Source organism: Methylobacterium ajmalii, assembly GCF_036448855.1.
Taxonomy (GTDB): Bacteria; Pseudomonadota; Alphaproteobacteria; order Rhizobiales; family Beijerinckiaceae; genus Methylobacterium; species Methylobacterium ajmalii.
Map to the genome: position 1 here is coordinate 23,749 of NZ_JAZFXT010000028.1, position 24,016 is coordinate 47,764.

At 71.8% G+C, this 24,016-nt stretch carries 23 protein-coding genes and 1 pseudogene; 3 read left to right on the forward strand and 21 right to left on the reverse strand.

Translation table 11 applies throughout. From position 1 onward, the window contains the following. Window positions 1–184: 184 nt before the first annotated feature. The 3 genes from V3T34_RS13585 to V3T34_RS13595 all read right to left on the reverse strand — a co-directional run bounded on the left by V3T34_RS13585 (window position 185) and on the right by V3T34_RS13595 (window position 4,164). A complete protein-coding gene (locus V3T34_RS13585) occupies window positions 185–631 on the reverse strand; it encodes a Crp/Fnr family transcriptional regulator (protein WP_091746525.1) in 447 nt (148 codons plus the stop codon). Further along, window positions 628–3,813, reverse strand: a complete 3,186-nt coding sequence (locus tag V3T34_RS13590; protein WP_305076956.1) for an ABC transporter transmembrane domain-containing protein — start codon at window positions 3,811–3,813, stop codon at window positions 628–630. The genes V3T34_RS13585 and V3T34_RS13590 overlap by 4 nt, the downstream gene beginning before the upstream one ends. 132 nt (window positions 3,814–3,945) lie before the next feature. Further along, on the reverse strand, window positions 3,946–4,164 hold the full coding sequence (locus tag V3T34_RS13595; RefSeq protein ID WP_060847020.1) for a hypothetical protein: 219 nt from the start codon (window positions 4,162–4,164) through the stop codon (window positions 3,946–3,948). Between the two features lie 302 nt (window positions 4,165–4,466). Between V3T34_RS13595 and V3T34_RS13600 the strand changes: the two genes are divergently transcribed. Further along, window positions 4,467–4,661: a con-10 family general stress protein gene (locus tag V3T34_RS13600; RefSeq protein WP_048429096.1), complete on the forward strand. Its 195-nt coding sequence runs from the start codon at window positions 4,467–4,469 to the stop codon at window positions 4,659–4,661. A gap of 214 nt (window positions 4,662–4,875) precedes the next feature. On the opposite strand, the gene V3T34_RS13605 is transcribed toward V3T34_RS13600, so the two are convergent. From V3T34_RS13605 to V3T34_RS13615, 3 genes are all read right to left on the reverse strand, one after another. Continuing rightward, complete coding sequence (locus V3T34_RS13605) at window positions 4,876–5,082, reverse strand: hypothetical protein (RefSeq protein ID WP_060847019.1); 207 nt, start codon at window positions 5,080–5,082, stop codon at window positions 4,876–4,878. A 30-nt stretch (window positions 5,083–5,112) separates the two neighbouring features. Continuing rightward, a complete protein-coding gene (locus V3T34_RS13610; protein WP_288587576.1) occupies window positions 5,113–5,616 on the reverse strand; it encodes a hypothetical protein in 504 nt (167 codons plus the stop codon). A 771-nt stretch (window positions 5,617–6,387) separates the two neighbouring features. After that, window positions 6,388–7,191 (reverse strand): response regulator, encoded by an 804-nt coding sequence (locus tag V3T34_RS13615; protein WP_060847017.1) that lies wholly within the window; start codon window positions 7,189–7,191, stop codon window positions 6,388–6,390. Between the two features lie 210 nt (window positions 7,192–7,401). Here V3T34_RS13615 and V3T34_RS13620 point away from each other — a divergent pair, with 210 nt between their 5' ends. Continuing rightward, on the forward strand, window positions 7,402–7,665 hold the full coding sequence (locus V3T34_RS13620) for a NepR family anti-sigma factor (RefSeq protein ID WP_060847016.1): 264 nt from the start codon (window positions 7,402–7,404) through the stop codon (window positions 7,663–7,665). Between the two features lie 149 nt (window positions 7,666–7,814). Here the strand turns inward: V3T34_RS13620 and V3T34_RS13625 are convergent, their stop codons facing one another. Further along, window positions 7,815–7,991, reverse strand: a complete 177-nt coding sequence (locus V3T34_RS13625; protein WP_048429091.1) for a DUF1328 domain-containing protein — start codon at window positions 7,989–7,991, stop codon at window positions 7,815–7,817. A 199-nt stretch (window positions 7,992–8,190) separates the two neighbouring features. Here V3T34_RS13625 and V3T34_RS13630 point away from each other — a divergent pair, with 199 nt between their 5' ends. Continuing rightward, entirely contained in the window at window positions 8,191–8,388 is a 198-nt protein-coding gene (locus tag V3T34_RS13630) for a hypothetical protein (protein ID WP_060847015.1), read from the forward strand. A gap of 137 nt (window positions 8,389–8,525) precedes the next feature. Here the strand turns inward: V3T34_RS13630 and V3T34_RS13635 are convergent, their stop codons facing one another. The 14 genes and pseudogenes from V3T34_RS13635 to V3T34_RS13695 form a co-directional block, all read right to left on the reverse strand. Continuing rightward, a complete protein-coding gene (locus V3T34_RS13635; RefSeq protein ID WP_060847014.1) occupies window positions 8,526–8,729 on the reverse strand; it encodes a hypothetical protein in 204 nt (67 codons plus the stop codon). 205 nt (window positions 8,730–8,934) lie between these two features. Then, window positions 8,935–10,608: a DNA repair protein RecN gene (gene recN / locus V3T34_RS13640; protein ID WP_060847013.1), complete on the reverse strand. Its 1,674-nt coding sequence runs from the start codon at window positions 10,606–10,608 to the stop codon at window positions 8,935–8,937. A gap of 123 nt (window positions 10,609–10,731) precedes the next feature. Then, window positions 10,732–11,634 carry an outer membrane protein assembly factor BamD gene (locus V3T34_RS13645; RefSeq protein WP_060847012.1) on the reverse strand — a complete coding sequence of 301 codons (903 nt, stop codon included), beginning with the start codon at window positions 11,632–11,634 and terminating at the stop codon, window positions 10,732–10,734. A 246-nt stretch (window positions 11,635–11,880) separates the two neighbouring features. Beyond that, entirely contained in the window at window positions 11,881–12,828 is a 948-nt protein-coding gene (gene lpxC, locus V3T34_RS13650; protein WP_060847011.1) for a UDP-3-O-acyl-N-acetylglucosamine deacetylase, read from the reverse strand. A gap of 418 nt (window positions 12,829–13,246) precedes the next feature. Beyond that, window positions 13,247–15,079: a cell division protein FtsZ gene (gene ftsZ, locus V3T34_RS13655; protein WP_060847010.1), complete on the reverse strand. Its 1,833-nt coding sequence runs from the start codon at window positions 15,077–15,079 to the stop codon at window positions 13,247–13,249. 115 nt (window positions 15,080–15,194) lie between these two features. After that, window positions 15,195–16,520 carry a cell division protein FtsA gene (gene ftsA / locus V3T34_RS13660; RefSeq protein ID WP_060847009.1) on the reverse strand — a complete coding sequence of 442 codons (1,326 nt, stop codon included), beginning with the start codon at window positions 16,518–16,520 and terminating at the stop codon, window positions 15,195–15,197. A gap of 85 nt (window positions 16,521–16,605) precedes the next feature. Next, entirely contained in the window at window positions 16,606–17,598 is a 993-nt protein-coding gene (locus V3T34_RS13665) for a cell division protein FtsQ/DivIB (protein ID WP_060847008.1), read from the reverse strand. Further along, window positions 17,568–17,855: pseudogene (locus V3T34_RS28570) on the reverse strand (D-alanine--D-alanine ligase); the annotation flags it as partial. The pseudogene V3T34_RS28570 and the gene V3T34_RS13665, both read right to left, overlap by 31 nt. Before the next feature lie 308 nt (window positions 17,856–18,163). Then, window positions 18,164–19,084 (reverse strand): UDP-N-acetylmuramate dehydrogenase, encoded by a 921-nt coding sequence (gene murB, locus V3T34_RS13670; protein ID WP_091881686.1) that lies wholly within the window; start codon window positions 19,082–19,084, stop codon window positions 18,164–18,166. Then, entirely contained in the window at window positions 19,081–19,764 is a 684-nt protein-coding gene (locus tag V3T34_RS13675) for an endonuclease domain-containing protein (protein WP_331369193.1), read from the reverse strand. Before V3T34_RS13675 ends, murB begins: the two co-directional genes overlap by 4 nt. Window positions 19,765–19,779: 15 nt before the next feature. Further along, complete coding sequence (gene murC, locus V3T34_RS13680; RefSeq protein WP_060847006.1) at window positions 19,780–21,195, reverse strand: UDP-N-acetylmuramate--L-alanine ligase; 1,416 nt, start codon at window positions 21,193–21,195, stop codon at window positions 19,780–19,782. A 42-nt stretch (window positions 21,196–21,237) separates the two neighbouring features. Beyond that, window positions 21,238–22,353: a UDP-N-acetylglucosamine--N-acetylmuramyl-(pentapeptide) pyrophosphoryl-undecaprenol N-acetylglucosamine transferase gene (locus V3T34_RS13685; protein ID WP_060847005.1), complete on the reverse strand. Its 1,116-nt coding sequence runs from the start codon at window positions 22,351–22,353 to the stop codon at window positions 21,238–21,240. A gap of 139 nt (window positions 22,354–22,492) precedes the next feature. Next, on the reverse strand, window positions 22,493–23,632 hold the full coding sequence (locus tag V3T34_RS13690) for an FtsW/RodA/SpoVE family cell cycle protein (RefSeq protein WP_048429079.1): 1,140 nt from the start codon (window positions 23,630–23,632) through the stop codon (window positions 22,493–22,495). A 121-nt stretch (window positions 23,633–23,753) separates the two neighbouring features. Beyond that, window positions 23,754–23,996, reverse strand: coding sequence for a hypothetical protein (locus V3T34_RS13695; RefSeq protein WP_060847004.1), 243 nt, complete (start codon window positions 23,994–23,996; stop codon window positions 23,754–23,756). Window positions 23,997–24,016: the final 20 nt, after the last annotated feature.

The window sequence follows — 24,016 nt, forward strand, 5'->3', positions numbered from 1 at the left end:
CGAATCGCTGTCCGGGCCGGCCTCGTTCGCGGGCCGGCCTCGTCGGTCGTGTCATACGGCTCCCCACTGATCGCTCGGCGATTGCGGCGCAATCGCTTCGCGACGCGGAAACCGGCTTCGCTCGAGCGCGTGGACCTTGCGGCTCCACCCGCGCGGGCTGGTGATACGCTTTCCGGAAGGCGCGTCAGCCGGTCCGCGTCTGAGCGAGCTGCTGGTTGGTCATCTCGAGGCGGTGGGCGAGCTCGCGCATCACCGCGATGGCGATCTGCGGGAACTGGCTCAGGAGCTCGAGGAAGACCCGGCGGTCGATGCGAAGCGCCGTCGTCGCTACCACCGCGGTCACGGTGGCGGAGCGCGGCTGGTCGGCCAGGATGCCCATCTCGCCGACGAGGGCATTGGCGCCGAGCAGCGCCAGGCGGATCGGACCCTGCGGCCCGTCCAGGGTGACGGCCGCCTCGCCCTCCAGGATCAGGTAGGCCGCGTCCGCCGCGTCGCCCCGGTCGAAGAAACGCTGGCCGTCGGCGAAATGCACCCGCTCGCTGGTGAAGGCGAGGAGCTTCAGGCGGGCCGGGTCCACCTCGCGGAACATCGGCACTTGGCGCAGCGACTGCACCTCGGTCTCAAGCGTCATGCCTTCACATCCTGCTCGACGCGCGCCGGTTCCGGCCCCGTCTCGTTGTCGGCGCGCCGGGAGACTGCCGCAGCCGGCGCTGCAACGCCAGCCCCCGCCGGCACCACTCCGCCGGAAGCGCTGCTTCCGGTGCCGGAAGCGCTGCTTCCGGTGCCGGAAATGCCGCCTCCCGCGCCGGGCGCATCGGCCGCGGCGAAGGCGTCCCGTTCGGCCCGGCGCGCCTCCTCCGGGTCGGGATCGGTGCCGGGCTCCGGGCCGTCCGCCAGGGCTCCGCCGGCGGCGGGCGCCTCCTCCCGCACCGCCGCGTCTTGCCGCGCCGCAGCGTCTTGCCCCGCCGCCGCGTCTTGCCGCGGCACGTCGTCCTGCCGCGCCGGCGGCGCCTCCGGCCCGTGGATCTGCGTGCCGACGGCCCGCAGCACCAGGGCGAAGCGGTCGGCCACCCGGTCGTTGGGGAGCACCGCCACGAGGCTGTTCTCGCGGCCGAACCGTTCCAGCAGGAGCTCGAGGACCGTGCGGGCCCGGTTCTCGCCCATCGGCGAGAGGGCGCCGTCGAGGACGAGGAGGTCGGGCCGGCGCACGAGGGCGCGGACCAGGCTCACCACCGCGCGCTGGCTGCCCGACAGGAAGCGCCCCTCGGGACCGACCTGATGGTCGAGGCCGACCCGGGTGATGTCGGGAGCGAGCCGCATCTCCTGGACGAGGGCGGTACCGGTCGCCGTCACGGTCTCGACCGCGTCGGCGACCGACTGGTTGATGCGCCCGAACAGCAGATTGTCGCGCAAGGGGGCCGCCGCGCAGACCCGGTCGGGGTCGTAGAAGTCGACGCCGCCGAGGCCGGCCTCGTCGAGGGTGGTGCGCAGCTCCCCCCGCGCCTCGACCAGCCGCTCGCGGAACGCGTCGTCGATGAGGCCGAGGCGGTGGCGCGGCTCGATATAGGCGAGCGGCAGGGCGATGAGCCGGGTCGCGTCGGCCGAGCCGTAGCGGCCCAGCCCGATCCAGCGCCGACGGAGCCGCTCGAAGGCCGAGGTGCCGTGGCGCTCGGCCGACGCCTCGGTGGCGGTGCGGCGGGCGAGGATCGCCTCGTATTCCGGCAGCTCGTCGGCGGAGAGGAACGAGAACTGCTCGAACAGCGGATGCCCGCTCGGCAGGCCGCGGAAGATCTCCAGCATGGTGGCGGCGATCCGCTCGCCCATGGTGACGAGGTCGTCGGCGAGCCCGGTCCGGTCGAGGACGAGGCGGACCACCGGGTGCTCGGCCAGCGCCCGGCCGGTGAGCGCCGTGGTGGTGGGGACACCGAACAGCAGGTTCTCCGCCACCGTCGCCTGCCGGTTGTAGCGGGCGGGATCGAACGGCTCGACGAGGTGGGCGTGCCCCTCCGCCGCCAGGCGCTCGCGGAAGGCGATCCGCGCCTCGATCAGCCGGGCGGCGAGGTCGGGATGGCGCTCGGGATCGACCTGGCCGAGGAGGCCGAAGCGATAAACCTCCTCGCCCATGCCGATGCGGGTAAGCCAGTCGAGGATCAGGGCGTCGAGCTCGCCCGCATCGGCGACGCCGGCCTGGGCGTAGTCGATCCAGTCGGCCGGGAACGGTGCGACCGGGTTTCCGGTGCGGTGCGCCTCGGCGAGCGCCTTGGCGTCGGTCACGGCGGAATCCGGCGGGCGGCGGTTGAGGCCGTACACGATGTTCTCGCGCAAGGACCCCGGGAACAGGATCGGGTCGACGCCCGCGAAGGCGATGCGCCGGGTGAGCGCGGCGCCCGCCCATTCGGAAAGGTCGTGGCCCTCGAGGGTGACCCGGCCGGAGGTCGGCACCGTCCGGCGCGCCAGCACCCGCGCGAAGGTCGAGGCGGCGGGACCGCCGTCGCTGACGATGCCGACGATCGCCGGCAGCGGCAGGGCGAGGGAGACGTTGGCGAGCACCGGCCCGTGCGGTTCCTGCACGCCGACGCCCTCGGCGGCCAGCCGCCCGCACAGGGACTCGTCGCGGCCCGGCGCATCGAGCCCGAGCAGGCGCTCGGGCAGGAATTGCTGCAGCACCTGCTCGTACTTCACCTGCACGTCGAGGCGCTGCTGGTCCCAGTCGATCAGCTCCTTGAGGGGCGGCGGCAGGTCGCGATAGGCCGCGATCACCGCGACGAGCTGGCCGATGCTGAGCTGGCCCTTCAGGGCGAAGTAGCCGCCGATGCAGTAGAACAGGAACGGCGTCATCTGCGCGAGCAGGTTGTTCAGGAACTTGACCATGAACTTGCGCCGGTAGATGCGCAGGCGCAGGTCGAACAGCCCGCCGAGGCGGTGGCCGATCTCGGCCCGCTCCCAGGCCTCGGCCCCGTTGGAATGCACCGCCGCGATGCCGTCCACCACCTCGCCGACCCGGCCGGCGAGGCGGCGCGAGGCGAGCTGACGCTGGCGTCCGAGGCGCAGGAGCTCGCGCCGCAGGCGCGGGATGACCACGAACTGCACCCCCACCACCCCGGCGGCGAGCAGCCCGAGCCAGACGTTCTGGAGCAGGATGAACGTCATCGCGGTGGCGGCCTGGGTGCCGAGGAAGGCCGGCAGGATGTAGGCGTCGCCGATGAAGCCGCCGATCGGCTCGACCTCGTCGCGGATGATGGTGGCGACCTCGGAGGCCTTGGTGTGGCGCAGCGCGTCCGGCGAGAAGCGCATGATCAGCGAGAACAGCTGGAAGCGCAGGCGCCGCAGCATGCGCTCGCCGAGCGCCCCCTTGGCCACGTTGATCCAGTACTTGAAGGCGCCGTTGATCAGCACCAGCAGCAGGAACATCGACGAGAGGCCGAACAGGAGCTCGAACCGATCGACGTCGAAGCCGTCGAACAGCGAGAGATCGTGGCCGAACCAGTCCGGCATCTGCAGGCGCAGCACCAGGAACTTGGCGGTCTCGTTGCCCTTCTCGAAGGCGTGGCCCTGGATCGCCTCGTTGACGATGCGGCGCGGCAGGTCGAGGGAGGCGAAGTAGAGCGGCAGCGAGGCGAGCACGACGGCGCAGATCAGGATCTGGTCGCGCTTCGAGTGCCGCCAGATGTAGCGGAATAGGCTGCGGTCGAGGCCGCCGGAGGCGTCGCCCGCCTCCGGGTCGTTCCCGGCCCTGGCGGGGATCGCCTCGCGGCGCGCCGCCCGATCCCCGTCCCGGCCGCCGGCCGAGCGGTCGTCCGCATCCCGGGCCATCCCGTCGGCCGTGCCCTCCGCTGCTCGCGCCCCGCCGCTCATCGTCCGCCGCCCCATCCCGCCTGCCTGTGTAGAGGGACGGAGCGGGGCTGGGAACCGCTGCCGTGCCGGCCCCACCGGCCGGATCACGCTCTAATCCTTGCGCGGCCGCTCTTTTCGCGTGGTCAGGCCGCCGACCGGCTCGTCGCCGAACTGGCGGTTGGGCTGGGGCGAGTCGCCCGGCTCCTCGGTCGTGGTCGGGTGCGGGCTGCCCTCCTCGGCCGGCATCGCCGGTGCGGCGTCCCGATTGGGGGCCGGGGCGGTCTCGGGGTGCGCGGCGGCCTCTCGGGTCACCATGGTCCTGTTGGTCATCGGGATCTCCGGACTGGACGGGCCTTCGACGGCGAAGGGCGGCGGTGGAGCCGCCTGCCGCGGGGTCCCGGGCGAACGCCGGCCCGCCGGACGGGTTCCCGGCCCGGGCCGTCGCTACGGCCAAGCTTTCCACGCAGCTGCGGCGCGTTGACTCAAGTGGCCGGAGGACGCCGGCCTCTCGTGGCGATGCCTGTACTGGCCCGTTTCGGGACCATCACGACGGCTTGCCTCGCATGCGTGGCAGGAACCATCATTTCCGCTGAAGGTTGTTCGGTCTGAGAACACCGGCCAAGGAGGCACTCATGGCTACCGGAAATTCGACTTCGAAGCGCGGCTTCGCATCCATGGATCTGGAGCGGCAGCGCGAGATTGCCAGCAAGGGCGGTCGCAGCGTGCCGGCCGAGAAGCGCTCCTTCTCGCAGGACCGCGAACTGGCCTCGTCGGCCGGCCGCAAGGGCGGGCAGGCCTCGGGCAGCGGGCGCGCCACCGACGAGTGAGGCGCCGGTCCGATCCGGGCGTCCGCGACCGCCTTCATCTGGACAGGGCCCTATCAGTACGATTGACGGTTCGAGACCTATCCTCATGCGCCGGAGAGAGATTTCCCCTCTCCGGCGCATCAGCGTGGGCCGCTTTCGACATCCGCACGCACAACGACGGACCCCGGGGCGTACGCCCCGGGGTCCGTCGTTGTGCGATGATCGGGAACCCGGCTCAGGCGGCGAGGGGCCGAGCCGTGACCACGAGGTTGCGTCTTGCCAGGGCGGCGCAGATCACGTCGTCGACGGGCCGGACTGCCGTGAGGCCGGCCAGCAGGCTGGCGAGTCGGTCGATGTCCGGCTCGACCTGCCCGTCGCGATGGACGCGCTCCAGGGGCAGCGGCTCGGGCGAAGGGCACTCGTATTCGCGCGGATCGGTCATGGTGAACGGCCCCGTTGTCGAGGGATGGCGTCAGAGGGCCGCGACGCGGAAGGGCAGCGCGTCGCCGGCATCGGCGAGGCAGCGGCTCGGCAGCAGGCGACGGGCCTCGTGGCCGGCCAGGCCGCTGATCGCCCCCTCGCAGCCCTCCGGCATCCGGCGCACCGCCTGGCCGGCCTGGCCGACGTCGCGCTGCGCCACCGAGGCGCCGGCGCGTTCGCGCACGGTGACCTGCGGGATGCTGGTGTCGCGGGCGACCAGCGTCGTGTTGCGATGCGCGTCGGCCTGGTAGACCACGTCGCCCGCCTCGTTGCGCAGGGTGACCTTGGCGGCGCCGAGCCCGGTGATCTCGACCGCCACCGGCACCTGCACCTTCGCGGCCGGGCGGACCGGCCCGAGGCGGTCGCCCTTGATCGCCGCCTGCTCGACGGCCGGGCGGGCGAAGGCCTCGACGGAGTGCTGGACCAGCGGCTGACCGACCAGCGCGACGAACGCGGCGGGAACCGTAATTCCGAAGAAGAAGTGGGGGCGGAGCATACGCGTGGCCCTCGCGGCGAAGCTTGATAATGCTTTCTTAACGCGCGCCCGGCGCCAGTAGTTCCCGCCGACGTGCCTGTCCGGGACAGTTCATGCCGACAAGGCGATGGAGCGCGGCAATTTCTCGTTAACCGGCCGATGGCGGCTGCCGCCCGCTCCAAGTCGCGTCATTTTCGCCACATGCAACGACAAACGAACGATCTTGCATCGCGCCGGAACCTTTCCGGTGGGATTCCCGTTGATATGGCAACCCGGCCACCTGGTCCTCCCCGCATTCCCCTTGTGCATTGGCCGGAAACTCTTCCAACGGGCCGGATCCTGATCCGGCCCGTTCTTTTGTATTGGGACGGCCTCATCGGACACCCTCAAGTCTAGCCGAAACGCGACATCGTGATGAGGGCTCGGCCCGGCGCCGTGTCCGCGCGCCCGCGCAGGTGTTAGCTGGCCGTTACGTGGCATGGGGCGACCGCCGACGGCCGGGTCTCGGCCAGGATCGCCGACCTTCCGCTACCAGCAGACTTCTCTTGGCCTTGCGGGCAATGTCGACGCGGGCGAATGCGCGAGAATCAGCCTGGAAGCGAGGGAAGCCGAAGCGGGCAAATCGGAGCGGCTGGGAGGCGACTCCGTCAGCGATCGACCCGATCGTTCCGTCGCCCGCACGAGCAATCCTTGCGCGCCCCCCCAAGAACGACGAAGTCCCGGCACCCGCCTCGCGGCGGGCCCGGGACTGCAACTCGGAAGGCCGCGCCGCCCGGGGGCGGCGCTATGGCATCATGCGCTCGCGCGGGCCTCGCGGCGGCGGGCGCTCTGCTGGAAGAACAGCGCCTGGCTGATCACCGCCGAGACGTTCGCGGGTTGGAACGGCTTGGCGATGAGGAAGGCCGGCTCCGGCCGCTCGCCGGTGAGGAAACGCTCGGGATACGCGGTGATGAAGATCACCGGCACCTCGAACGACTTCAGGAGATCGTTCACCGCGTCGAGGCCCGAGGAGCCGTCGGCGAGCTGGATGTCGGCGAGGATCAGGCCGGGGCGCTTGGTCGAGGCGAGCTTGACCGCCTCGGTGCGGGTGCGGGCGACGCCGGTGACGTTGTGGCCGAGACCCTCCACCAGGGCCTCGAGGTCCATGGCGATCAGCGGCTCGTCCTCGATGATGAGGATCTCGGTCGCCATGTCGGCGGCGAGCTCGCGGCCGGCCTCGTCCACGAGGTCGCGGACCTCCGACACGTCGACGCCCAGGATGGTCGCGGCATCCTCCTCGGAGAAGCCTTCGAGGCAGGAGAGCAGGAAGGCCTGGCGCGGCAGCGGGGTGATCTGGCCCAGCCGCACCTCGGCCGGGAGGTCGTGCTGCGTCTGGTCGGTCTGGCCGTTGACCGAAAGCGAGTTCCAGATCCGGGTGAAGACGCGGAACAGGTCGGCCTTGACGTTGGTGCTGCGCCCGAGGGTCTCGGGCTCGTTCACGAGCGTCTCGAGCGTCGCCGCCACGTAGGCATCGCCGGCCACCTGGCTGCCCGTGAGGGCGCGCGCGTAGCGACGCAGGTAAGGCAGGTGCTGCACCACGAGTTGTGCTGTCGACATTCAGATCCCCTTGGTCTTATCGTTCCGCTCGGGTCTTATCGTTTCGCTCGTCGGACCTCGTGCCTTCAACGCCGCGTCGCCGCATTCGTTCCGAACCGGCGCGGAACTGATTCCCCCGACCCGCGTTGTCGCCGCAAGCGCGCGACCCGGCATACCGGGCGCCATGGCATCGCCCTGTCCGCATGTCCAGGACGGGCGAAGGGGAATGGTATGAACGATGGCAAGGGGATGCAGGACCCGGGCGCGCCCGGTCCGCAGTCGTCCCATCAGTCCCCGGAAGACGGGGACGGCCCCGCCGCCGGGTCCGGCGAGCCCACGCTCGACCGCGGCGTTCAGGGACGCATCGGGTCGCACCTGCGCGCCATGTACGACGAGATGATGCAGCAACCGATCCCCGACCGGTTCCTCGATCTCCTCGCCAGCCTCGAACGCAGCGACGCCAAGGCACCGGACGGATCGCCGACCGAGGAGTGATCCGCGAATCGGCGCCCCGCTCCGAAGCGCCCCTTCGAAGCGACTCGTGGTCTTCGGCCGGCATGCCCGACAGTGAAACGCCGCCCCTCGCGGGGAGGGACGGCGCTCGGCGTTGGCTAAAGGCTTATGGCGTGTTCAGGGCCTGGCCGTCACAGCGTCGGCGAACGGCCCCGCATCAGGCCGACCACGGCCGAGATGGCGAACAGCACCACGGCAACGAAGAAGATGAGCTTGGCGGCCTCGACGGCCGTCCCGGCGATGCCGCCGAAGCCGAACAGCGCGGCGACCAGCGCCACGACGAGGAAAGTGACAGCCCAACCCAGCATGGCGTAACCCCTCTTGTCAGATCTCTCGGCCCGCGGCCGATCATGGCAAGATAACGGCAAGCCTGACCGTAGGTTCCAACGTGTCGCAGGTAGCGCGAACGCCTCGGACACCCCACGTTCGGATGGCACGGCCGGCGAGGCCGGCGCGGAACTCGGGTTTCGCGCCACACGTTCTCACCGGCGTCTGGATGGAGGCTTGATGATGATCCGTTCCAATGCCCTGCGTGCCGGCCTCGTGCTGCTCGCCCTGCTGGCGGGTCTTCTGACGGCCTCGCCGATGGTGATCACCGGCATCCTCACGGCTCTCGGCCTCGCCGGCGCCCTCGCGGTAGCCGGCGCCCGGGCCCAGGCCCCGGCTCTCGTCCCGGTACGGGTGCGCGATCGTCGGCGCCGCTGAGGCGCCCTCCCCTCTTCATCGGGTGATCGTCCCCTCCTCGTCGAGGGGATCTCGATGACGGCGAGCATCTGCATCGCCGTCGCTCCGCCACCCGGCGGAGCACCCATTTATCTGGCGCCCCTCCTCGACCGGACCGCTCAGCGGTGGCGCAGCAACTCGCGCTCGCGATGGCGCAACCGCAGCAGCAGGTCGACTTGGTCGAGAGGGATCGGCTGCCGGTCCACCGTGCGCTCGTAGAGCGACCGCAGCGTCCGTCCGAGACGCCGTTGCGCCTCCGCGCCGAGCGCAGGCAGGCCCGTCTCCTCGACGCGATCCCGGGACGCACTCACTTCCTGTTTCATCGGACCACAGGCCCCGTGCCGGTTGCGCGGATCCGAGGGAAGGCTGATCCGCGCCGAGACGAAGCACTCTCGGTCGACATGGTAAAGATTTCGTTAAAATTTTTCTTTCGTTCACCATGTCGACGACGGCAGCGCTGCCGGGGCGAATCGCGCCGCGAGCTTGACCATACAGCAGGATATGCTGGCCGGCCACGCTCGTGTGCGGTCAAGCCTCGGCGGCCTGCAGCAGGCGGGCGGCGGCGGCTCGCGCCTCCTCGGTCACCGTCGCGCCGGCGAGCATCCGGGCGATCTCTTCCTGGCGCGGCATCGCGGCGAGCGGCTTCACCCGGGTGGCGACCCGGTCCGAGCCCTTCACCGCCTCCTTGGCGATCAGGAAATGCGTCGAGGCGCGGGCGGCGACCTGCGGCGCATGGGTGACCGCCACGGTCTGGACCCGGGCCGAGAGCCGGGCGAGGCGGGCACCGATCGCGTCCGCGACTGCGCCGCCGACGCCGGTGTCGATCTCGTCGAAGATCAGGGTCGGGGCCGAGCCCTTGTCGGCCAGCACCACCTTGAGGGCGAGCATGAACCGCGACAGCTCGCCGCCCGACGCCACCTTCATCATCGGGCCGGGGCGGGTGCCCGGATTGGTCTGGGCCCAGAACTCGACCCGGTCGAGGCCGGCGGGATCGCGGGCCTCGGGATCGGTGGCGATCTCGGTGATGAAGCGGGCACGCTCCAGCTTCAGGGGCGGCAACTCGGCCTGCACCGCCTTGTCGAGGGCGGAGGCCGCCTTGCGCCGGCCCTTGCTCAGCGCCTCGGCCTTCTCGAGATAGGCCGCGTCCGCGGCGGCGAGCGTCGCCTCGAGCCGGCCGAGGGCCTCCTCGCCGGCATCGATCACCGCGACGTCGCCCTCGTAGCGCCCGCGCAGGGCCGCGAGGTCGTCGACGGCGACGTTGTACTTGCGGGCGGCGGCGCGCAGGCCGAACAGCCGCTCCTCGACCCGCTCCAGTTCGCGCGGGTCGAACTCCGCCGCCTGGAGCGCGTCCTCCAGGCAGGTCCGGGCCTCGTCGAGGGCGACGAGGGCGTTGTCGAGGGCGTTGATGCTCGGCTCGACCAGGGCCGGCGCCTGTGCGGCGCGGCGCTCGAGCTTGCGCAGCGCTGCTGAGAGGTGGGCGGTGGGCGAGCCCTGGCCGCCGACGGCATCGAGGGCCTCGTTGAGCTCGCGGGCGACCTTCTCGCCCTGCTGCATCAGGGTGCGGCGCTCGGCGAGCTCGGTCTCCTCGCCGGGCTTCGGGTCGAGGGCGGCGAGCTCCTCGACGGCGTGACGCAGGAAGTCGACCTCCTTGCGGGCGGCCTCGACCCGGGCGCGGTGCTCGGACAGGGCGGTACGGGCCTGGCGCACCCGGCGCGCGGCGTCCGCCACCGCGGTCTGCCGGGTACCGAGGCCCCCGAAGGCGTCGAGAATCGCCCGGTGGGTGGTGGAATCCGACAGGGCCCGGTCGTCGTGCTGTCCGTGGATCTCGACGAGCGCCGCCCCGATGGCGCGGAGCACCTGCACGCCGACCGGCTGGTCGTTGACGAAGGCGCGGGTGCGCCCGTCCGCGACCTGGATGCGGCGCAGGATCAGGTCGCCCTCGGTGTCGATGTCGGAGGCGGCCGCGATGGTCCGGGCCGGATGGTCGGGGGCGACGTCGAACACCGCCGTGACCTGCCCCTGCGCCTCGCCCTGGCGCACCAGGCGCCCGTCGCCGCGGCCGCCGAGCGCCAGCGTGAAGGCATCGAGGAGGATCGACTTGCCGGCGCCGGTCTCCCCGGTCAGGACGCTCAGGCCTTCGCGAAAGTTCAGCTCGAGCTTATCGATCAGGACGATGTCGCGGATCGCGAGCTGAACCAGCATGCCACCCTTGCCGGGACGAGGAGGAGGACGGGACGAGGAGGAACGGGCGGGTATCTACGGCCGAACGGGCCGCGGCGCGAGTGCGCGCCACGGCCGCATGTCCGGTGGGACGCCGCGAGGGCCTTACTGCGCCTCGGCGGTGCGGGTGTCCATCCCGATCACGCCGCGGAACGCCTTGCTGATCCAGGACGCCTTCTCCTCGCGCGGCTGCAGGCCGCCGCTCTGGAGCAGGTTGAACGCGTCCTTGTACCAGGGCGAATCGGGGAAGTTGTGGCCGAGCACGGCGGCGGCGGTCTGGGCCTCGCCGGTGATGCCGAGTGCCATGTAGGCCTCGGCCAGGCGCTCCAGCGCCTCCTCGACGTGGCGGGTCGTCTGGTACTTGCTCACCACGTCGCGGAAGCGGTTGATCGCCGCCGGGAAGTTGCGCCGCTCGAGGTAGTAGCGGCCGATCTCCATCTCCTTGCCGGCGAGCTGGTCGCGGGTGATCTGGATCTTGGCCTTGGCGTCGGCGGCGTATTCCGAGGTCGGGTACTTCTGCACCAGCTCGGTGAGCGCCACGAGGGCCTTCTCGGAGCGGTCCTGGTCGCGGGTCACGTCCGGGATCTGCTTGTAGTGCGACATCGCCAGCAGGTACTGGGCGTAGGCCGCGTCCTTCGAGCCGGGATGGCGCTGCAGGTAGCGCTTCGAGGCGGTGATCGCGTCCTCGTAGCGGCCGCCCTCGTAGTTCGAGTAAGCGGTCATCAGCACCGCCTTCCGCGACCAGTCGGAATAAGCGTACTGCTTGTCGAGGTCCTCGAACCGCTTCGTCGCGCCCTCGTAGTCGCGATCCTCGAGCTTGCCGAGACCCTGGCTGTAGAGCTTGTCGGCCGGAACGTCGGGGACGATCTCGGTCTTGTACTTCTCGTTGGCGAATGGATTGATGGAATCGATCGCGTCGCAGCCGGCCAGTCCCAGGCCGCATGCCGCGAGCAGCGCGGTCCGCAGGACGGTCACCTTCGCGGCGCGAAGCGGGTGGGCGAACGGCATTCGGGTTCTTCCCCAAGCAGGCGGCCTGTCGTGCCGCTGATCCACGAGCCCCTTAGCCCAGGCCGGCGCGGCGCGCCAAGCCCGTGACGGCCACAGCGCGGGAGCAAGCGGCCGTTGATCGGGGACTTCCTTAACCCTGTGGGGCGAATAGGGCGCCAAGACGGCGCGGAGAGGCGCGAAACCTGGATCAAGTCCGCATCCGGCGCCGAAAGCCGCCGGCTGTGGCCCGGCCGCAACGGTCGGGGCTCAGAGCTCCGGCGCGTAGACCGCGGCGCCCAGGCCGACGCCGAACTCGGCGAAGGCCGGCTCGCGGCGGGCGGCGGCGCCCTCGACGATGGCGTAGTTCGAGCGATCGGCGAAGAGGGCGGTCAGCACCGCGACGTTGAGGCCGTGGCCGCCGCAGAAGGACTGGTAGGCGCCGAGGATCGGCAGGCCGGCCAGCGCCAGGTCGCCGACGGCATCGAGGATCTTGTGGCGGACGAACTCGTCCGGATAGCGCAGGCCCTCGGGGTTCACCACGCCGCCGTCGCCGACCGCGACGGTGTTCTCCAGCGAGGCGCCGAGCGCGAAGCCGGCCTTCCAGTAGCGCTCGACGTCGCGCATCATCCCGAAGGTGCGGGCGCGGGCGATCTCGCGGCGGTAGGCGGCGGGGGTGAGGGTCAGCGCCTTGCGGCTGCGGCCGATCACCGGGCTCTCGAAGTCGATCTCGACGTCGAGGTGGAAGCCGCGCTCGAACGGGCGCAGCTCGGAATAGGCGCGGCCCTTCTCGGTGCGGACGGTCTTGAGCACCTTGATGAAGCGGCGGGGCGTGCCGCAGGAGGCGGTTCCGACCGCCTCGATCGCCGCCACGAAGGGGGCGGCGCTGCCGTCGAGGATCGGCATCTCGGGCCCGTCGATCTCGACGAGGCAGTTGTCGATGCCGAGCCCGTAGAGGGCGGACATCAGGTGCTCGATGGTGGCGACGGCGCCGGTCTCGCGGCTGCCGATGACGGTGCAGAGCTCGGTGGCGCTGACCTGGGCGTGGTGGGCCTGGATCAGGCGGTCGCGGTCGTCGGCAAGGCCGGTGCGCAGGAAGGCGATGCCGTGATGCGCCTCCGCGGGATGGAGCGTGATCGAGACGGGGTTACCGGAGTGGACGCCGATGCCGGAGAGGCTCGCGGCGGAGCGTAGGGTCGTCTGTTGACTTGTTTTCATTACCTCAGCCCTCGGCCGCGACTCACCATCATGTCCCGTTGTCCAGGCCACGTTTCGAGGCGATCCGTCCGTTGCTTGAAGCCCCTGTGGGTGTCAGTGCCGGCAGTCGCTCGGCCTTCGCCCTTGTGCGTAGATCACCTATAGTCGCGCTCGGAAGCACGGCCAAATCACGGATTCTTACGCTCTGTAACAACTCCGGGGACCGGCACCGGACTCGAAAAGCCTTTACCCTTCAATAGTTTATAAAACACGACGACCCCGAGGCCGGGGGGCCTCGGGGTGTGTCATTTGGGCGGCACTGCGGGGCTCGCGCGGCCCGGTCGAGGCGGTGTCCGGACCCCGCGGGGGCACCGCCTGCCGGCGACGCCCCCCGGGGCGGGTGCCCCGCGACCCGATCGCGGCGATCAGTTCGCCGCTATCAGTTCGCTTGGCGGCGCAGGAAGGCCGGGATCTCGAGCTGGTCGTCGTCCATCATGCGGGTGCCGGCCGGCACCGCGCGGCCCTGCGCGTCGAGGTTGCCCTGCGCCGGGCGGTAGCCCTGGGGCTGGGCCGGGTAGCCGGCCTGCGGGGCGTATTGCGGCGCGGGCTGGCGCGGGGCGGCCGGGGCGTGCTGGACCGGCGCCTGGTGGACCGGAGCCTGCGGCATCGGCCGGGGCGCCGGCTGCGGCGCGGCATGCGCCATCGGGGCCGCCGGAGCCTGGACCGGCTGGCCGGCCTCGTCCTCGCGCCGGCCGCCGAAGCCGACGGTGGCGAGGCGGCGCAGCAGCGAGGTGCGCTTGGCATCCGGCGTCACCTGCTGGACCGGCTCCTCGCCGCGGCTGGCGCGGATCTGGTTCTGGGCCGGCATCGGCAGGTCCTGGACCCGCGGCATGCGCGGCGCGCGCACCACCGCCGGGGACGGCGGGATGAACGGGCCGGAGGCCATCGGCATCTGCGGCTCGGGCGCCGAGACCGGGGCCGGGGCCGGCTCGTAGACCGGGGTGCGCGGCTGGGCCGGGGTGATCTGCACCTCGTCGCGCATCAGGCTGGCGGCCTGGTGGGCCGTCGGCATCTCCATGCGCAGGGCCTCGGGGGCGGAGATCGGGGCGTGCATGGGGGCGTGCGCCACCGGCTCCGCCACCGGGGCCCGCGCTACCGGGGCCTCGGCGGGACGAAAGGAGGGGGCGGGCGCCGCCGGGGCGGCGGCCCGGGCCCGCGCCTCGGCCCGCAGGCGCTCGGCGACCTCGGCGATGCGCTGCTCGGTCTGGGCGATCTCCGGCGAGCCGATGGCGTTGGCGTTGATCAGCGCCGGCTCGATGCCGGTGGCGACGACCGAGACCCGGATGATGCCGTCGAGGCTCTCGTCGAAGGTGGCGCCCAGGATGATGTTGGCGTCGGAATCGACCTCCTCGCGGATGCGGGTGGCGGCCTCGTCGAGCTCGTAGAGGGTGAGGTCGTTGCCGCCGGTGATCGAGATCAGCAGGCCGCGGGCGCCCTTCATCGAGACGTCGTCGAGGAGCGGGTTGGCGATCGCGGCTTCCGCGGCGCGGTTGGCGCGCTTCTCGCCGGACGCCTCGCCGGTGCCCATCATCGCCTTGCCCATGCCGCGCATGATCGCCCGCACGTCGGCGAAGTCGAGGTTGATGAGACCCTCCTTCACCATCAGGTCGGTGATGCAGGCGACGCCCGAGTAGAGCACCTGGTCGGCCATCGCGAAGGCGTCCGCGAAGGTGGTCTTCTCGTTGGCGACCCGGAACAGGTTCTGGTTCGGGATCACGATCAGGGTGTCGACGGCCTGCTGCAGCTCGTTGATGCCCGACTCGGCGGTGCGCATCCGGCGCACGCCCTCGAACTGGAACGGCTTGGTCACCACGCCGACCGTCAGGATGCCCATGTCGCGGGCGGTACGGGCGATGACCGGGGCCGCGCCGGTGCCGGTGCCGCCGCCCATGCCGGCGGTGATGAAGCACATGTGGGCGCCCGAGAGCTGGTCGCGGATCTCGTCGATCACCTCCTCGGCGGCGGCGCGGCCGACCTCGGGCTGCGAGCCGGCGCCGAGCCCTTGCGTCACCCCGATGCCCATCTGGATCACGCGCTCGGCCTTCGAGGAGGTCAGCGCCTGGGCGTCGGTGTTGGCGACCACGAACTCGCAGCCGAGCAGGCCCGACTCGATCATGTTGTTGACGGCGTTGCCGCCGGCGCCGCCGACGCCGAACACGGTGATGCGGGGCTTCAGTTCGCGGATGTCCGGAGCTTGCAGGGAGATGGCCATGATGCGCGAGCCTCTGGTGATCGTTTCGTTTCTGGTGGCGCGGTAGCGGCGCCGTTTGCCGTCCCGCCTCTCCGGCGCGGCCCGTTTCCGGGGCCCGCGCCGGGAGGCGATCTCGTTAGAAGCTCTCCCGGATCCAGCGTCCGACCTTGGAGAGGTACGTGTCCGAACCGAGGCCCGCATGGCCGGTCTGGCCGCGCGGCTCGAAATGCTCGACGTGCGAGACCTGGGGGTAGACCAGGAGCCCGACGGCGGCCGAGAAGGCCGGGCCCTTGGCGGCCTCGGGCAATCCCTTGATGCCGAGCGGCCGGCCGATCCGGACCTGGCCCTGCAGGATCCGGCGGGCGACCTCCGGCAGGCCGACGAGCTGGCTGGCGCCGCCCGTCAGCACCACCCGGCGCCCGGCCTGGGCGGCGAAGCCCGCGTTGCGCAGGCGGTCGCGCACCAGCTCCAGCACCTCCTCGACCCGCGGGCGGATGATCCGCACGAGGTGCGACTTCGGAATGTGGTGGGGCAGGTCGCGCTCGTCCTCGTCGACGCCGTGGACCGCGATCATGTCGCGCTCGTCCGACGCCGTCGCCATCGCGGCGCCGTACAGGGTCTTGAGCCGCTCGGCCGCCGCCACCCGGGTCGAGAGGCCACGGGCGATGTCCATGGTGACGTGGTGGCCGCCGACCGCCAGCGCGTCGCAATGGACGAGGTGGCCGCCCGAGAACACGCCGACGCTGGTGGTGCCGCCGCCCATGTCGACGACGGCGACGCCCATCTCGGCCTCGTCGTCGACCAGCGCCGAGAGGCCCGAGGCGTACGGCGTCGCGATCACCGCCTCGACGCGCAGGTGGGTATTTTCCACCGCCAGCATCAGGTTGCGGGCCGCCGCGATCTCCGCGGTGACGACGTGGAGGTCGACGCCGAGCCGCTCGCCGAGCATGCCGGACGGATCGACCACCGCGCTCTGCTGGTCGAGGGAGTAGCCGGTCGGCAGGGCGTGCAGCACGGCGCGGCCCGGGCTGATGCTGTGGGTGCTCGCCGCCTCCAGCACCCGCTGCACGTCCGAGCCGGTGACGGCGCCGGTGCGCACCGGGACCTTGGCGTCGAAGTGCTGCGAGCCGAGCCGGCCGCCCGACAGGCTGACGATGACCGACTGGACCTCGACCCGGGCCATGCGCTCGGCGGCGTGGACCGCCTGGCGGATCGAGGTCTCGGCCGCCTCGAGGTCGACCACGGCGCCGCCCTTGAGGCCGAGCGAGCGCTGGTGGCCGATGCCGATGATCCGGGCGAGGTGGGTGCGGCCGCGCAGGGTCGCCAGCGTCTCGACCGGCTGCAGCTCGGCGACGAGGCAGACGATCTTGCTGGTGCCGATGTCGAGCACCGACAGGGTCGCGCTCCGGCGCGCCGAGAGCGGCTTTAAGCGCGGCGTGAGACCGTGCTGGAGGAGACTCATGACGCGACGCTCACCGGGGATGAAAGGGGGATCTGGGGGCTGCGGAAACCGGGGAGACCGGCGGGCGTCACGTCTCGCGCGCGGGTCATGTCTCGGTCCCCTTGGGCTTCTTCTGCTGCTTCTTCTGGGCCTCCAGGCGCGCCGCCGCGCCCTCCTCGGTCAGCCGCACCACCACCCGGTCGGGCAGCCGCAGGTCGACCGCGATGATGTCCTTCTCGAGCAGGCTCGACTCGGCCTCGAGCTTGACGAGGCGGGCCACCGCCTCGCGGGCACCGGTCTCGGGCAGGCGCACGTCGATGCCGTCGAGCTTGAGGGTCCAGCGGCGGCCCGAGACCAGGGTGCCGGCGCGGATCCGGTCCTTGAGCGGGCCCGCGGCCTCGAGGAGCGCGAGGTATTCCTTGGTGCGCAGGTTGGCCTCGTCGCCCACCACCAGGGGCAGGTCGGAGAAGCGGCCGTCGCGCATCTGGTCGATCACCGTGCCGTCGGCGGCGATCACGGCGATCTCGCCGTTGCGCTGCCACAGGGCGCTCGGCTCGCGCTCGGTGAGCGTGATCAGGAGCTCGCGCGGGTAGATCTTGCGCACCGAGACCGCGCCGATCAGCGGCACGGTGGACAGGCGGTCGCGCACATCGACCACGCTGAGGAAGGGCAGCGAGTTGCGCTGGTCGATGCCGGCGGCCTGCAGGATCTCGGCCGAGCGCAGCTGCACCAGGCCCGAGATCGTCACCTTGTCGAGGCCGAAGCCGAGCGCCCGGGCCGCCATGTCGAGGGGCGTGCCGGAGCGCGCCGCCATCTCGGCGTAGCCGCCGCCGGACACGAAGCCGGCCCCCGCGACGAGGCCGAAGAACCCGAAGGCCAGGCCCATCCCGAGATGGCGCGGCATCCGCCGCTCGATCGGCACCGCCACCGACGAGCGGCGCGGGCGCAGGAACCGCGGCAGGTAGCGGGCCAGGCGCGATTCGCGCGCAGGGCCGCCCCAGGCCGGCGCCGTCCCCGGATGGGGAGCGGGCGTGCCGGCATCCCCGCCGGCGTAACCGGCGGCGATCGGCGGCTCAGGGAAGCGTCCTCCACCATCCATTGGACGAGTTCACCGAAACTGGACCCGGCACGGGCTGCGATCTCCGGCGCGAAGGAAGCGGCCTGGAGTCGTCCGGGGCCCGTCGGCGGCCCTCGCGGATCACGGGCTCACCGGGGCGGAGAACCCGGTGGTCGTCGTGGCGGAGGGTCGGTTCGGCTGGCGTCCCGGCGTCCAAGTGCTTGATGCGCCGTTAACGCCAACTCTCGAACTCGCTGGTAAATATCCGGTAAAATTTCCGCCGCCGGCACGCCGATCGCACGCACCGCCGCCCCGGATGCGGCGGTCCCGAGCGCGCCTTCGAAGGGCCGGGATCCGGCCGCCGCGGGAGCATCGGGCCGGCCGTGGCGAGGCCGCGTTCGCCTCTCGATCCCGTTGTTGTTTCAACTGCTTGGCGAGGGGTGGAGGAAGCACCGGGGAGGTGCCGGCCATTCCGCTCGTCGCCCCGGCGGGGCCGATGCCGGCACCGGCGAGCGTCACCTTTGCGCAACGGGTCCGGTCATCCGGTCGCGGGGCCGCGCGCACCGGGCACCCGCCGGCTTGGTTAACGCGCGGGCCGATTCGCGAATCAGCGGGCGGGCACGCCGATGCGCTTGATCTCCCAGTGCAGATCGACCCCGGAGGTCTCGCGGACGCGGGTGCGCACCTCCTCGCCCAGGCCCTCGATGTCGGCCGCGGTGGCGCCGCCCCGGTTGATCAGGAAGTTGCAGTGCATCTCCGAGACCTGGGCGCCGCCGCGGGTGAGCCCGCGGCAGCCAGCGGCGTCGACGAGCTGCCAGGCCTTGCCCCCGTCTGGGTTCTTGAAGGTCGAGCCGCCGGTGCGCTCGCGGATCGGCTGCGCCGCCTCCCGGGCCGCGGTGACCCGGTCCATCTCGGCCTCGATCGAGGCCCGGTCGCCGGGCTTTCCGCGATAGGTCGCCTGGGTGAAGATCAGGTCGGCCGGCGCCGCGCAGTGGCGGTAGGCAAAGCCCATCTCGGCGTGGGAGAGCACGTGCAGGGCGCCCTTGCGGTCGACGGCGCGGGCCTCGACCAGCACGTCGGTGGTCTCGCCGCCATGCGCCCCGGCATTCATCCTGAGCGCGCCCCCGACCGAGCCCGGGATGCCGCGGTAGAAGGCGAGGCCGTCGAGCCCGGCCTCCGCCGCGGCCCGGGCGAGCTTCATATCGGGCACGGCCGTGCCGGCCCGGATCGTCTCGCCCTCGACGTGAATCGATCCGAAGGCCTTGCCGCCGAGGCGGATGACGAGGCCCGGCACCCCGCCGTCGCGCACGATCAGGTTCGAGCCGAGCCCGATCACCGTCACGGGCACCTCCGCCGGCAGGGCGGCGAGCGCCGCGGCGAGGTCCTCCTCGTCGGCGGGGGTGAACAGCACGTCGGCCGGCCCCCCGACCCGGAACCAGGTCAGGTCGGCGAGGGGATGGTCGGGCAGGAGGCGGCCGCGCAGGGCGGCGGGGGCCAGGGCGGCGAGGATGGCGGCGGAGGTCGTCATGGATCCGTTCGGAATGATGCAGGATGCCCCTCCCCGCTCGCGGCGAGGCTGTCCGGGACCAGGAAAACGCGCGGGTCCTCTCCTCTCCCCGCGGGCGGGGAGAGGGCTGCGCCCCCGTTCAGGGGGTGCAGCGAGCCCGCAGGGCGGGGGTGAGGGGGGGTCTCCGGAGGAGCCTCACGCGTCGAGACCCCCTCACCCCCGCTCCGGCTGCGCCTGCGCTTGCCGTGTCCCCTGGACGGGGACACGGCCCTCTCCCCGCCCGCGGGGAGAGGAGAAACCCGCGCTTCATCCGTCCCGAAACAGCCCTGCCCCGAACGGGGAGAGGCGGCGGAGCGGCGCTCCAGGATGGAGGCCGAGATCGTCTTGAGGACGCCTTGCAGATTGCGTGCGACCTCGCCGTTCCAGAACCGGAGCACGTGCCAGCCCTGCGAGGTCAGCCAGGCGTCGCGCTCACGATCATAGGTGCTCTCGGCGTGCTGGCTGCCGTCGAGCTCGACGATCAACTTCGCCTCGCGGCAGGCGAAATCCGCGAAGTAGCGGCCGGCGGGTAGCTGGCGCACGAACTTGGCCTCCGACAGGCGCCGGTCGCGCAGCCGCGACCACAAAGCCCGCTCGGCATCGGTCTGGGCCCGCCTCAGGGTGCGGGCCCGCGCCGTACCGGGATCGTCGGTGCCGCGCACCGGGGCGTCAGCGGCTCACGCCGCCTTCTCGCCGCTCGCGGCGAGCTCGCCCGGCAGCGCGTAGGCCCATTGCGTGATGTTGCCGGCGCCCAGGCACACCACGTAGTCGCCCGGGCGCGCGAGACCGCCGACGATGCCGGCGAGGTCCTCGGTGCGCTCGAGCGCGATGGCGTTGCGGTGGCCGCGGGAGGTGAGGCCCGCCACCAGGGTGTCGCGGTCGATGCCCTCGATCGGCGCCTCGCCGGCGGCGTAGACCGGGGCGACGATCACCGTGTCGGCGTCGTTGAAGCAGGTGCAGAAATCGTCGAACAGCGAGGCCAGGCGCGAGTAGCGGTGCGGCTGCACCACCGCGATCACGCCGCCGTCGGTGGAGGCGCGGGCGGCCTTGAGCACCGCACGGATCTCGACCGGGTGATGGCCGTAATCGTCGAAGATCTGGACGCCGTTCCACTCGCCGGTGCGGGTGAAGCGCCGCTTGACGCCGCCGAAATTGGCCAACGCCTTGCGGATCGCCTCGGGCGACACGCCGAGCTCGTGGGCCACCGCGAGCGCCGCGGTGGCGTTGAGCGCGTTGTGCTTGCCCGGCATCGGCAGGACGAGCTCCTCCATCTCCATCCGGAAGCCGGGGCGGCGGTCGCGGATCATCACCCGGAACCGGCTCTGGCCGCCCTTCAGGTCGACGTCGAGCAGGCGCACGTCGGCCTGGGGGTTCTCGCCGTAGGTGACGATGCGCCGGTCCTCGATGCGCCCGACGAGGTCCTGCACCGTCGGGTGGTCGATGCACATCACCGCGAAGCCGTAGAACGGGATGTTGTCGATGAAGGCCCGGAAGGCGTCCTTGATCGCGTCGAACGAGCCGAAATGGTCGAGGTGCTCGGGATCGATGTTGGTGACGATGGCGATGTCGGCCGGCAGCTTCAGGAAGGTGCCGTCGGATTCGTCGGCCTCCACCACCATCCAGTCGCCCTCGCCCATGCGGGCGTTGGTGCCGTAGGCGTTGATGATGCCGCCGTTGATCACCGTCGGGTCGAGCTCGCCAGCGTCGAGCAGGGTGGCGACGAGCGAGGTGGTGGTGGTCTTGCCGTGGGTGCCGGCCACCGCGACGCAGGACTTGAAGCGCATCAGCTCGGCCAGCATCTCGGCCCGGCGCACCACCGGCAGGCGGCGCTCGCGGGCGGAGACCAGCTCCGGGTTGTCGCGGCGGATCGCAGTCGAGACCACGACGAGGGCGGCGTCGGCCAGGTTCTCGGCCCGGTGGCCCACGAAGGTGCGGATGCCCTTCTCGTTCAGGCGGCGCACGTTGGCGTTGTCGGAGGCGTCCGAGCCCTGCACCGTGTAGCCGAGATTGTGCATCACCTCGGCGATGCCGGACATGCCGATGCCGCCGATGCCGATGAAGTGGATGGGTCCGAGCTTGTTCGGCAGCTTCATGGAAGTCGGGGTCCTTCGCGTGTCTTCTTGTTCGAACGGCCGTCAGCGGGCCGAGAGGGCGGTCTCAACCACTAGGGCAGCGAGGCGCTCGGCGGCGTCGGGCAGGCCGGCGCCCTTGGCCGCCGCCGCCGCCGCGGCGAGCCGGTCCGGATCGCCGAGCAGCGCACCGAGGTCGGCGGCGAGGCGCTCAGGGGTGAAGTCCGTTTGTGGTGTGGGGAAGGCGGCGCCGATCCGCCCCAGCACCGCGGCGTTGGCCGCCTGGTCCTGGTCGAGGGCGCCGGGCAGCGGCACCAGGATCGACGGGCGGCCGATCACCGCGAGCTCCGCCACCGTCGAGGCGCCCGAGCGCGCGACCACGAGGTGGGAGGTCGCCATCTTGGCCGGCAGGTCCTTGAAGAACGGCGCCACCGTGAAGGCGGAAAGACCCGCGCCCTCGTAGAGCGCCTGGACCCGGGCGAGATCCTCGGCGCGGGCCTGCTGGATCACGGTGAGGCGGGCGCGCAGGGGGGCCGGCAGCCGCACCACGGCGTCCGGCACCACGTCGCTCATCACCCGGGCGCCCTGGCTGCCGCCGAAGGCGAGGAGCTGGAGCGGGGCGTCGGCGCCGAGCGCCGGGTAGGGCATCGCGCCGGCCGCCAGCACCGCCGGGCGCACCGGGTTGCCGGTATGGACGCGCCGGGCGGTGGCCTTGGCGGGCACGCCCCGCACCTCGGGGAAGCCGGTGGCGATGATCGTGGCGGCGCGGGCGAGGAAGCCGTTGGCCCGGCCCATCACGGCGTTCTGCTCGTGCAGCAGCGTCGGCACCCGCAGCATCTGGGCGGCCAGCAGCGGCGGCACGGTCGGGTAGCCGCCGAAGCCGACGACGACCGCGGGGTTGAGGCGGCGGATCTCGCGGAGCGCCGCCGCGAAGCCGCGCCCGAGGGTCGCGAAGGCCGTGAGCCGGCGCAGGGGCGAGCGCCCGCTCGACGGGGTGGCGGAGGGCACCGCCACGATCTCCGAGGCCGGAAACTCGCCCGACAGGGCCGCCACCCGGCTGTCGGTGGCGAGCGCGACCCGGATGCCGCGCTCGCGCAGGCGAAGCGCCAGGGCCTCGGCCGGAAACAGGTGGCCGCCGGTGCCGCCCGCCGCGAGCAGGACGAGGGGTTGGGCGACCGTCATCGGGCGGACGGGGCGAGGCGGAGGAGGGACATGCGGTCTCCGGTCGGATCGGGTGGCCCCCCGTGTGTCACGGCGGGGCGGCGAGGTCACCCCTCGGGGCGTCCCCGTGGGAAACGGCGCGAACGGCGCGGGGCGACGATCAGTGCGCCTGGCCCTCGTCGCGGTTGAGGAGCGTCGTGCGCGGCCGGCGCCGGGTGAGGGCGACGAGGAAGCCCATGCCGAGGGCGAGCGAGATCAGCGACGAGCCGCCGTAGGAGATGAACGGCAGGGTCATGCCCTTGGCGGGCATCAGACGGGTGTTCACCGCCATGTTGATGCAGGCCTGGAGGCCGAACAGTGCGGTGAGACCGGTGATGGCGAGCCGGCAGAAGATGTCGTCGCTGCGCCGCGCCAGCACCAGGCCGCGCATCACGATGAAGGCGAACAGCAGCACGATGGCGATGCAGATGATGACGCCGAACTCCTCGCCCGCCACCGAGAAGATGAAGTCGGTATGGGCGTCGGGCAGGTGGCGCTTGGCCACGCCCTCGCCCGGGCCGGTGCCGAACCAGCCGCCCGAGTTGAAGGATTCCTGCGACCAGAAGGTCTGGAAGTTGTCGCCCGAATCCTTGTCCATGAAGCGCTGGATGCGGGCGCGCACGTGGGGCAGGAACTCGTAGGCCGCCGCCACGCCGAGGAGGCCGGCGCCGCCGAGGCCCGCGACCCAGAACCAGTGCAGCCCGGCGACGAACACCATCGAGCACCACACCATCGTGACCAGCATGGTCTGGCCGAAATCCGGCTGCAGGATCAGCGGCACGATGGTCATCGGCAGGAGCAGCACGGCGAGCGTGCCGCCCGGCATGTCGCGCCGGCGCGCGCCCTCGGCGAAGGCCCAGGCGGCCAGGATCACGAAGGCGGGCTTCACGAACTCGGAGGGCTGGACGCCGATCGAGCCGAACTGGATCCAGCGATGCGCGCCCTTGATCTCCGGCCCGTACTTGGTGGCCGCGATGCACAGCACGATGCCGAGCCCGTAGGTGACGAGCGCCATGCGCCGGATGTGGCGCAGGGACAGGAACGACACCGCCAGGATCAGGGCGATGGTCGGCAGCAGGTACATCACCTGCCGGTTGAGGAAGTGGAAGGTCGGCAGGCCCAGGCGCTCGGCCACGGGCGGACCGCCGGCCATCAGGAAGACCAGCCCGGCGGTCATCAGAACGCCGAGGCCGGCGAGCAGCGCCCGGTCGACCGTCCACCACCAGTCGCCCAGATGCGAGCGTTCCGCGCGGGACATCATGGCTTGCAAGGACCCTCGTTCACCAGCCGCGACCATCGGACGGAATGGTAAACCGAGTGTTGCCGCCTCGCCGCAGCGGCCGGGACAGCCGGGACATCCCTCGGATGTCGGCCGGCGCCCGTCAGCCCTGGAACATGCCGTGCGGGGCCGGCGCGAAGTGCCGGGCGTACTCCTCCTCCAGGGTCTCCCACGGCATCAGCATCACCCCGTGCAGCGGGGCCGCCCCGGCGCTGAGCGCCCCGAAGCGCCGCAGGATCAGGGCGAGCTCGTAGGCGGTGATGTCGGGCTTGGGCTCGAAGCGGTAGAAGTGGGTCTCGTTGTCGACCGGCTCGGCGCCGATGCTCTTCAGGAGCGAATCGAACATCGCGAACGTCCCCCCGTCTG

Excerpts from the sequence above, each read along its gene's own strand:
- V3T34_RS13585 (WP_091746525.1), bottom strand. The coding sequence starts at position 631 with ATGACGCTTGAGACCGAGGTGCAGTCGCTGCGCCAAGTGCCGATGTTC.
- V3T34_RS13590 (WP_305076956.1), bottom strand. The coding sequence starts at position 3,813 with ATGGCCCGGGATGCGGACGACCGCTCGGCCGGCGGCCGGGACGGGGAT.
- V3T34_RS13595 (WP_060847020.1), bottom strand. The coding sequence starts at position 4,164 with ATGACCAACAGGACCATGGTGACCCGAGAGGCCGCCGCGCACCCCGAG.
- V3T34_RS13600 (WP_048429096.1), top strand. The coding sequence starts at position 4,467 with ATGGCTACCGGAAATTCGACTTCGAAGCGCGGCTTCGCATCCATGGAT.
- V3T34_RS13605 (WP_060847019.1), bottom strand. The coding sequence starts at position 5,082 with ATGACCGATCCGCGCGAATACGAGTGCCCTTCGCCCGAGCCGCTGCCC.
- V3T34_RS13610 (WP_288587576.1), bottom strand. The coding sequence starts at position 5,616 with ATGCTCCGCCCCCACTTCTTCTTCGGAATTACGGTTCCCGCCGCGTTC.
- V3T34_RS13615 (WP_060847017.1), bottom strand. The coding sequence starts at position 7,191 with ATGTCGACAGCACAACTCGTGGTGCAGCACCTGCCTTACCTGCGTCGC.
- V3T34_RS13620 (WP_060847016.1), top strand. The coding sequence starts at position 7,402 with ATGAACGATGGCAAGGGGATGCAGGACCCGGGCGCGCCCGGTCCGCAG.
- V3T34_RS13625 (WP_048429091.1), bottom strand. The coding sequence starts at position 7,991 with ATGCTGGGTTGGGCTGTCACTTTCCTCGTCGTGGCGCTGGTCGCCGCG.
- V3T34_RS13630 (WP_060847015.1), top strand. The coding sequence starts at position 8,191 with ATGATGATCCGTTCCAATGCCCTGCGTGCCGGCCTCGTGCTGCTCGCC.
- V3T34_RS13635 (WP_060847014.1), bottom strand. The coding sequence starts at position 8,729 with ATGAAACAGGAAGTGAGTGCGTCCCGGGATCGCGTCGAGGAGACGGGC.
- recN (WP_060847013.1), bottom strand. The coding sequence starts at position 10,608 with ATGCTGGTTCAGCTCGCGATCCGCGACATCGTCCTGATCGATAAGCTC.
- V3T34_RS13645 (WP_060847012.1), bottom strand. The coding sequence starts at position 11,634 with ATGCCGTTCGCCCACCCGCTTCGCGCCGCGAAGGTGACCGTCCTGCGG.
- lpxC (WP_060847011.1), bottom strand. The coding sequence starts at position 12,828 with ATGAAAACAAGTCAACAGACGACCCTACGCTCCGCCGCGAGCCTCTCC.
- ftsZ (WP_060847010.1), bottom strand. The coding sequence starts at position 15,079 with ATGGCCATCTCCCTGCAAGCTCCGGACATCCGCGAACTGAAGCCCCGC.
- ftsA (WP_060847009.1), bottom strand. The coding sequence starts at position 16,520 with ATGAGTCTCCTCCAGCACGGTCTCACGCCGCGCTTAAAGCCGCTCTCG.
- V3T34_RS13665 (WP_060847008.1), bottom strand. The coding sequence starts at position 17,598 with ATGGATGGTGGAGGACGCTTCCCTGAGCCGCCGATCGCCGCCGGTTAC.
- murB (WP_091881686.1), bottom strand. The coding sequence starts at position 19,084 with ATGACGACCTCCGCCGCCATCCTCGCCGCCCTGGCCCCCGCCGCCCTG.
- murC (WP_060847006.1), bottom strand. The coding sequence starts at position 21,195 with ATGAAGCTGCCGAACAAGCTCGGACCCATCCACTTCATCGGCATCGGC.
- V3T34_RS13685 (WP_060847005.1), bottom strand. The coding sequence starts at position 22,353 with ATGACGGTCGCCCAACCCCTCGTCCTGCTCGCGGCGGGCGGCACCGGC.
- V3T34_RS13690 (WP_048429079.1), bottom strand. The coding sequence starts at position 23,632 with ATGATGTCCCGCGCGGAACGCTCGCATCTGGGCGACTGGTGGTGGACG.
- V3T34_RS13695 (WP_060847004.1), bottom strand. The coding sequence starts at position 23,996 with ATGTTCGATTCGCTCCTGAAGAGCATCGGCGCCGAGCCGGTCGACAAC.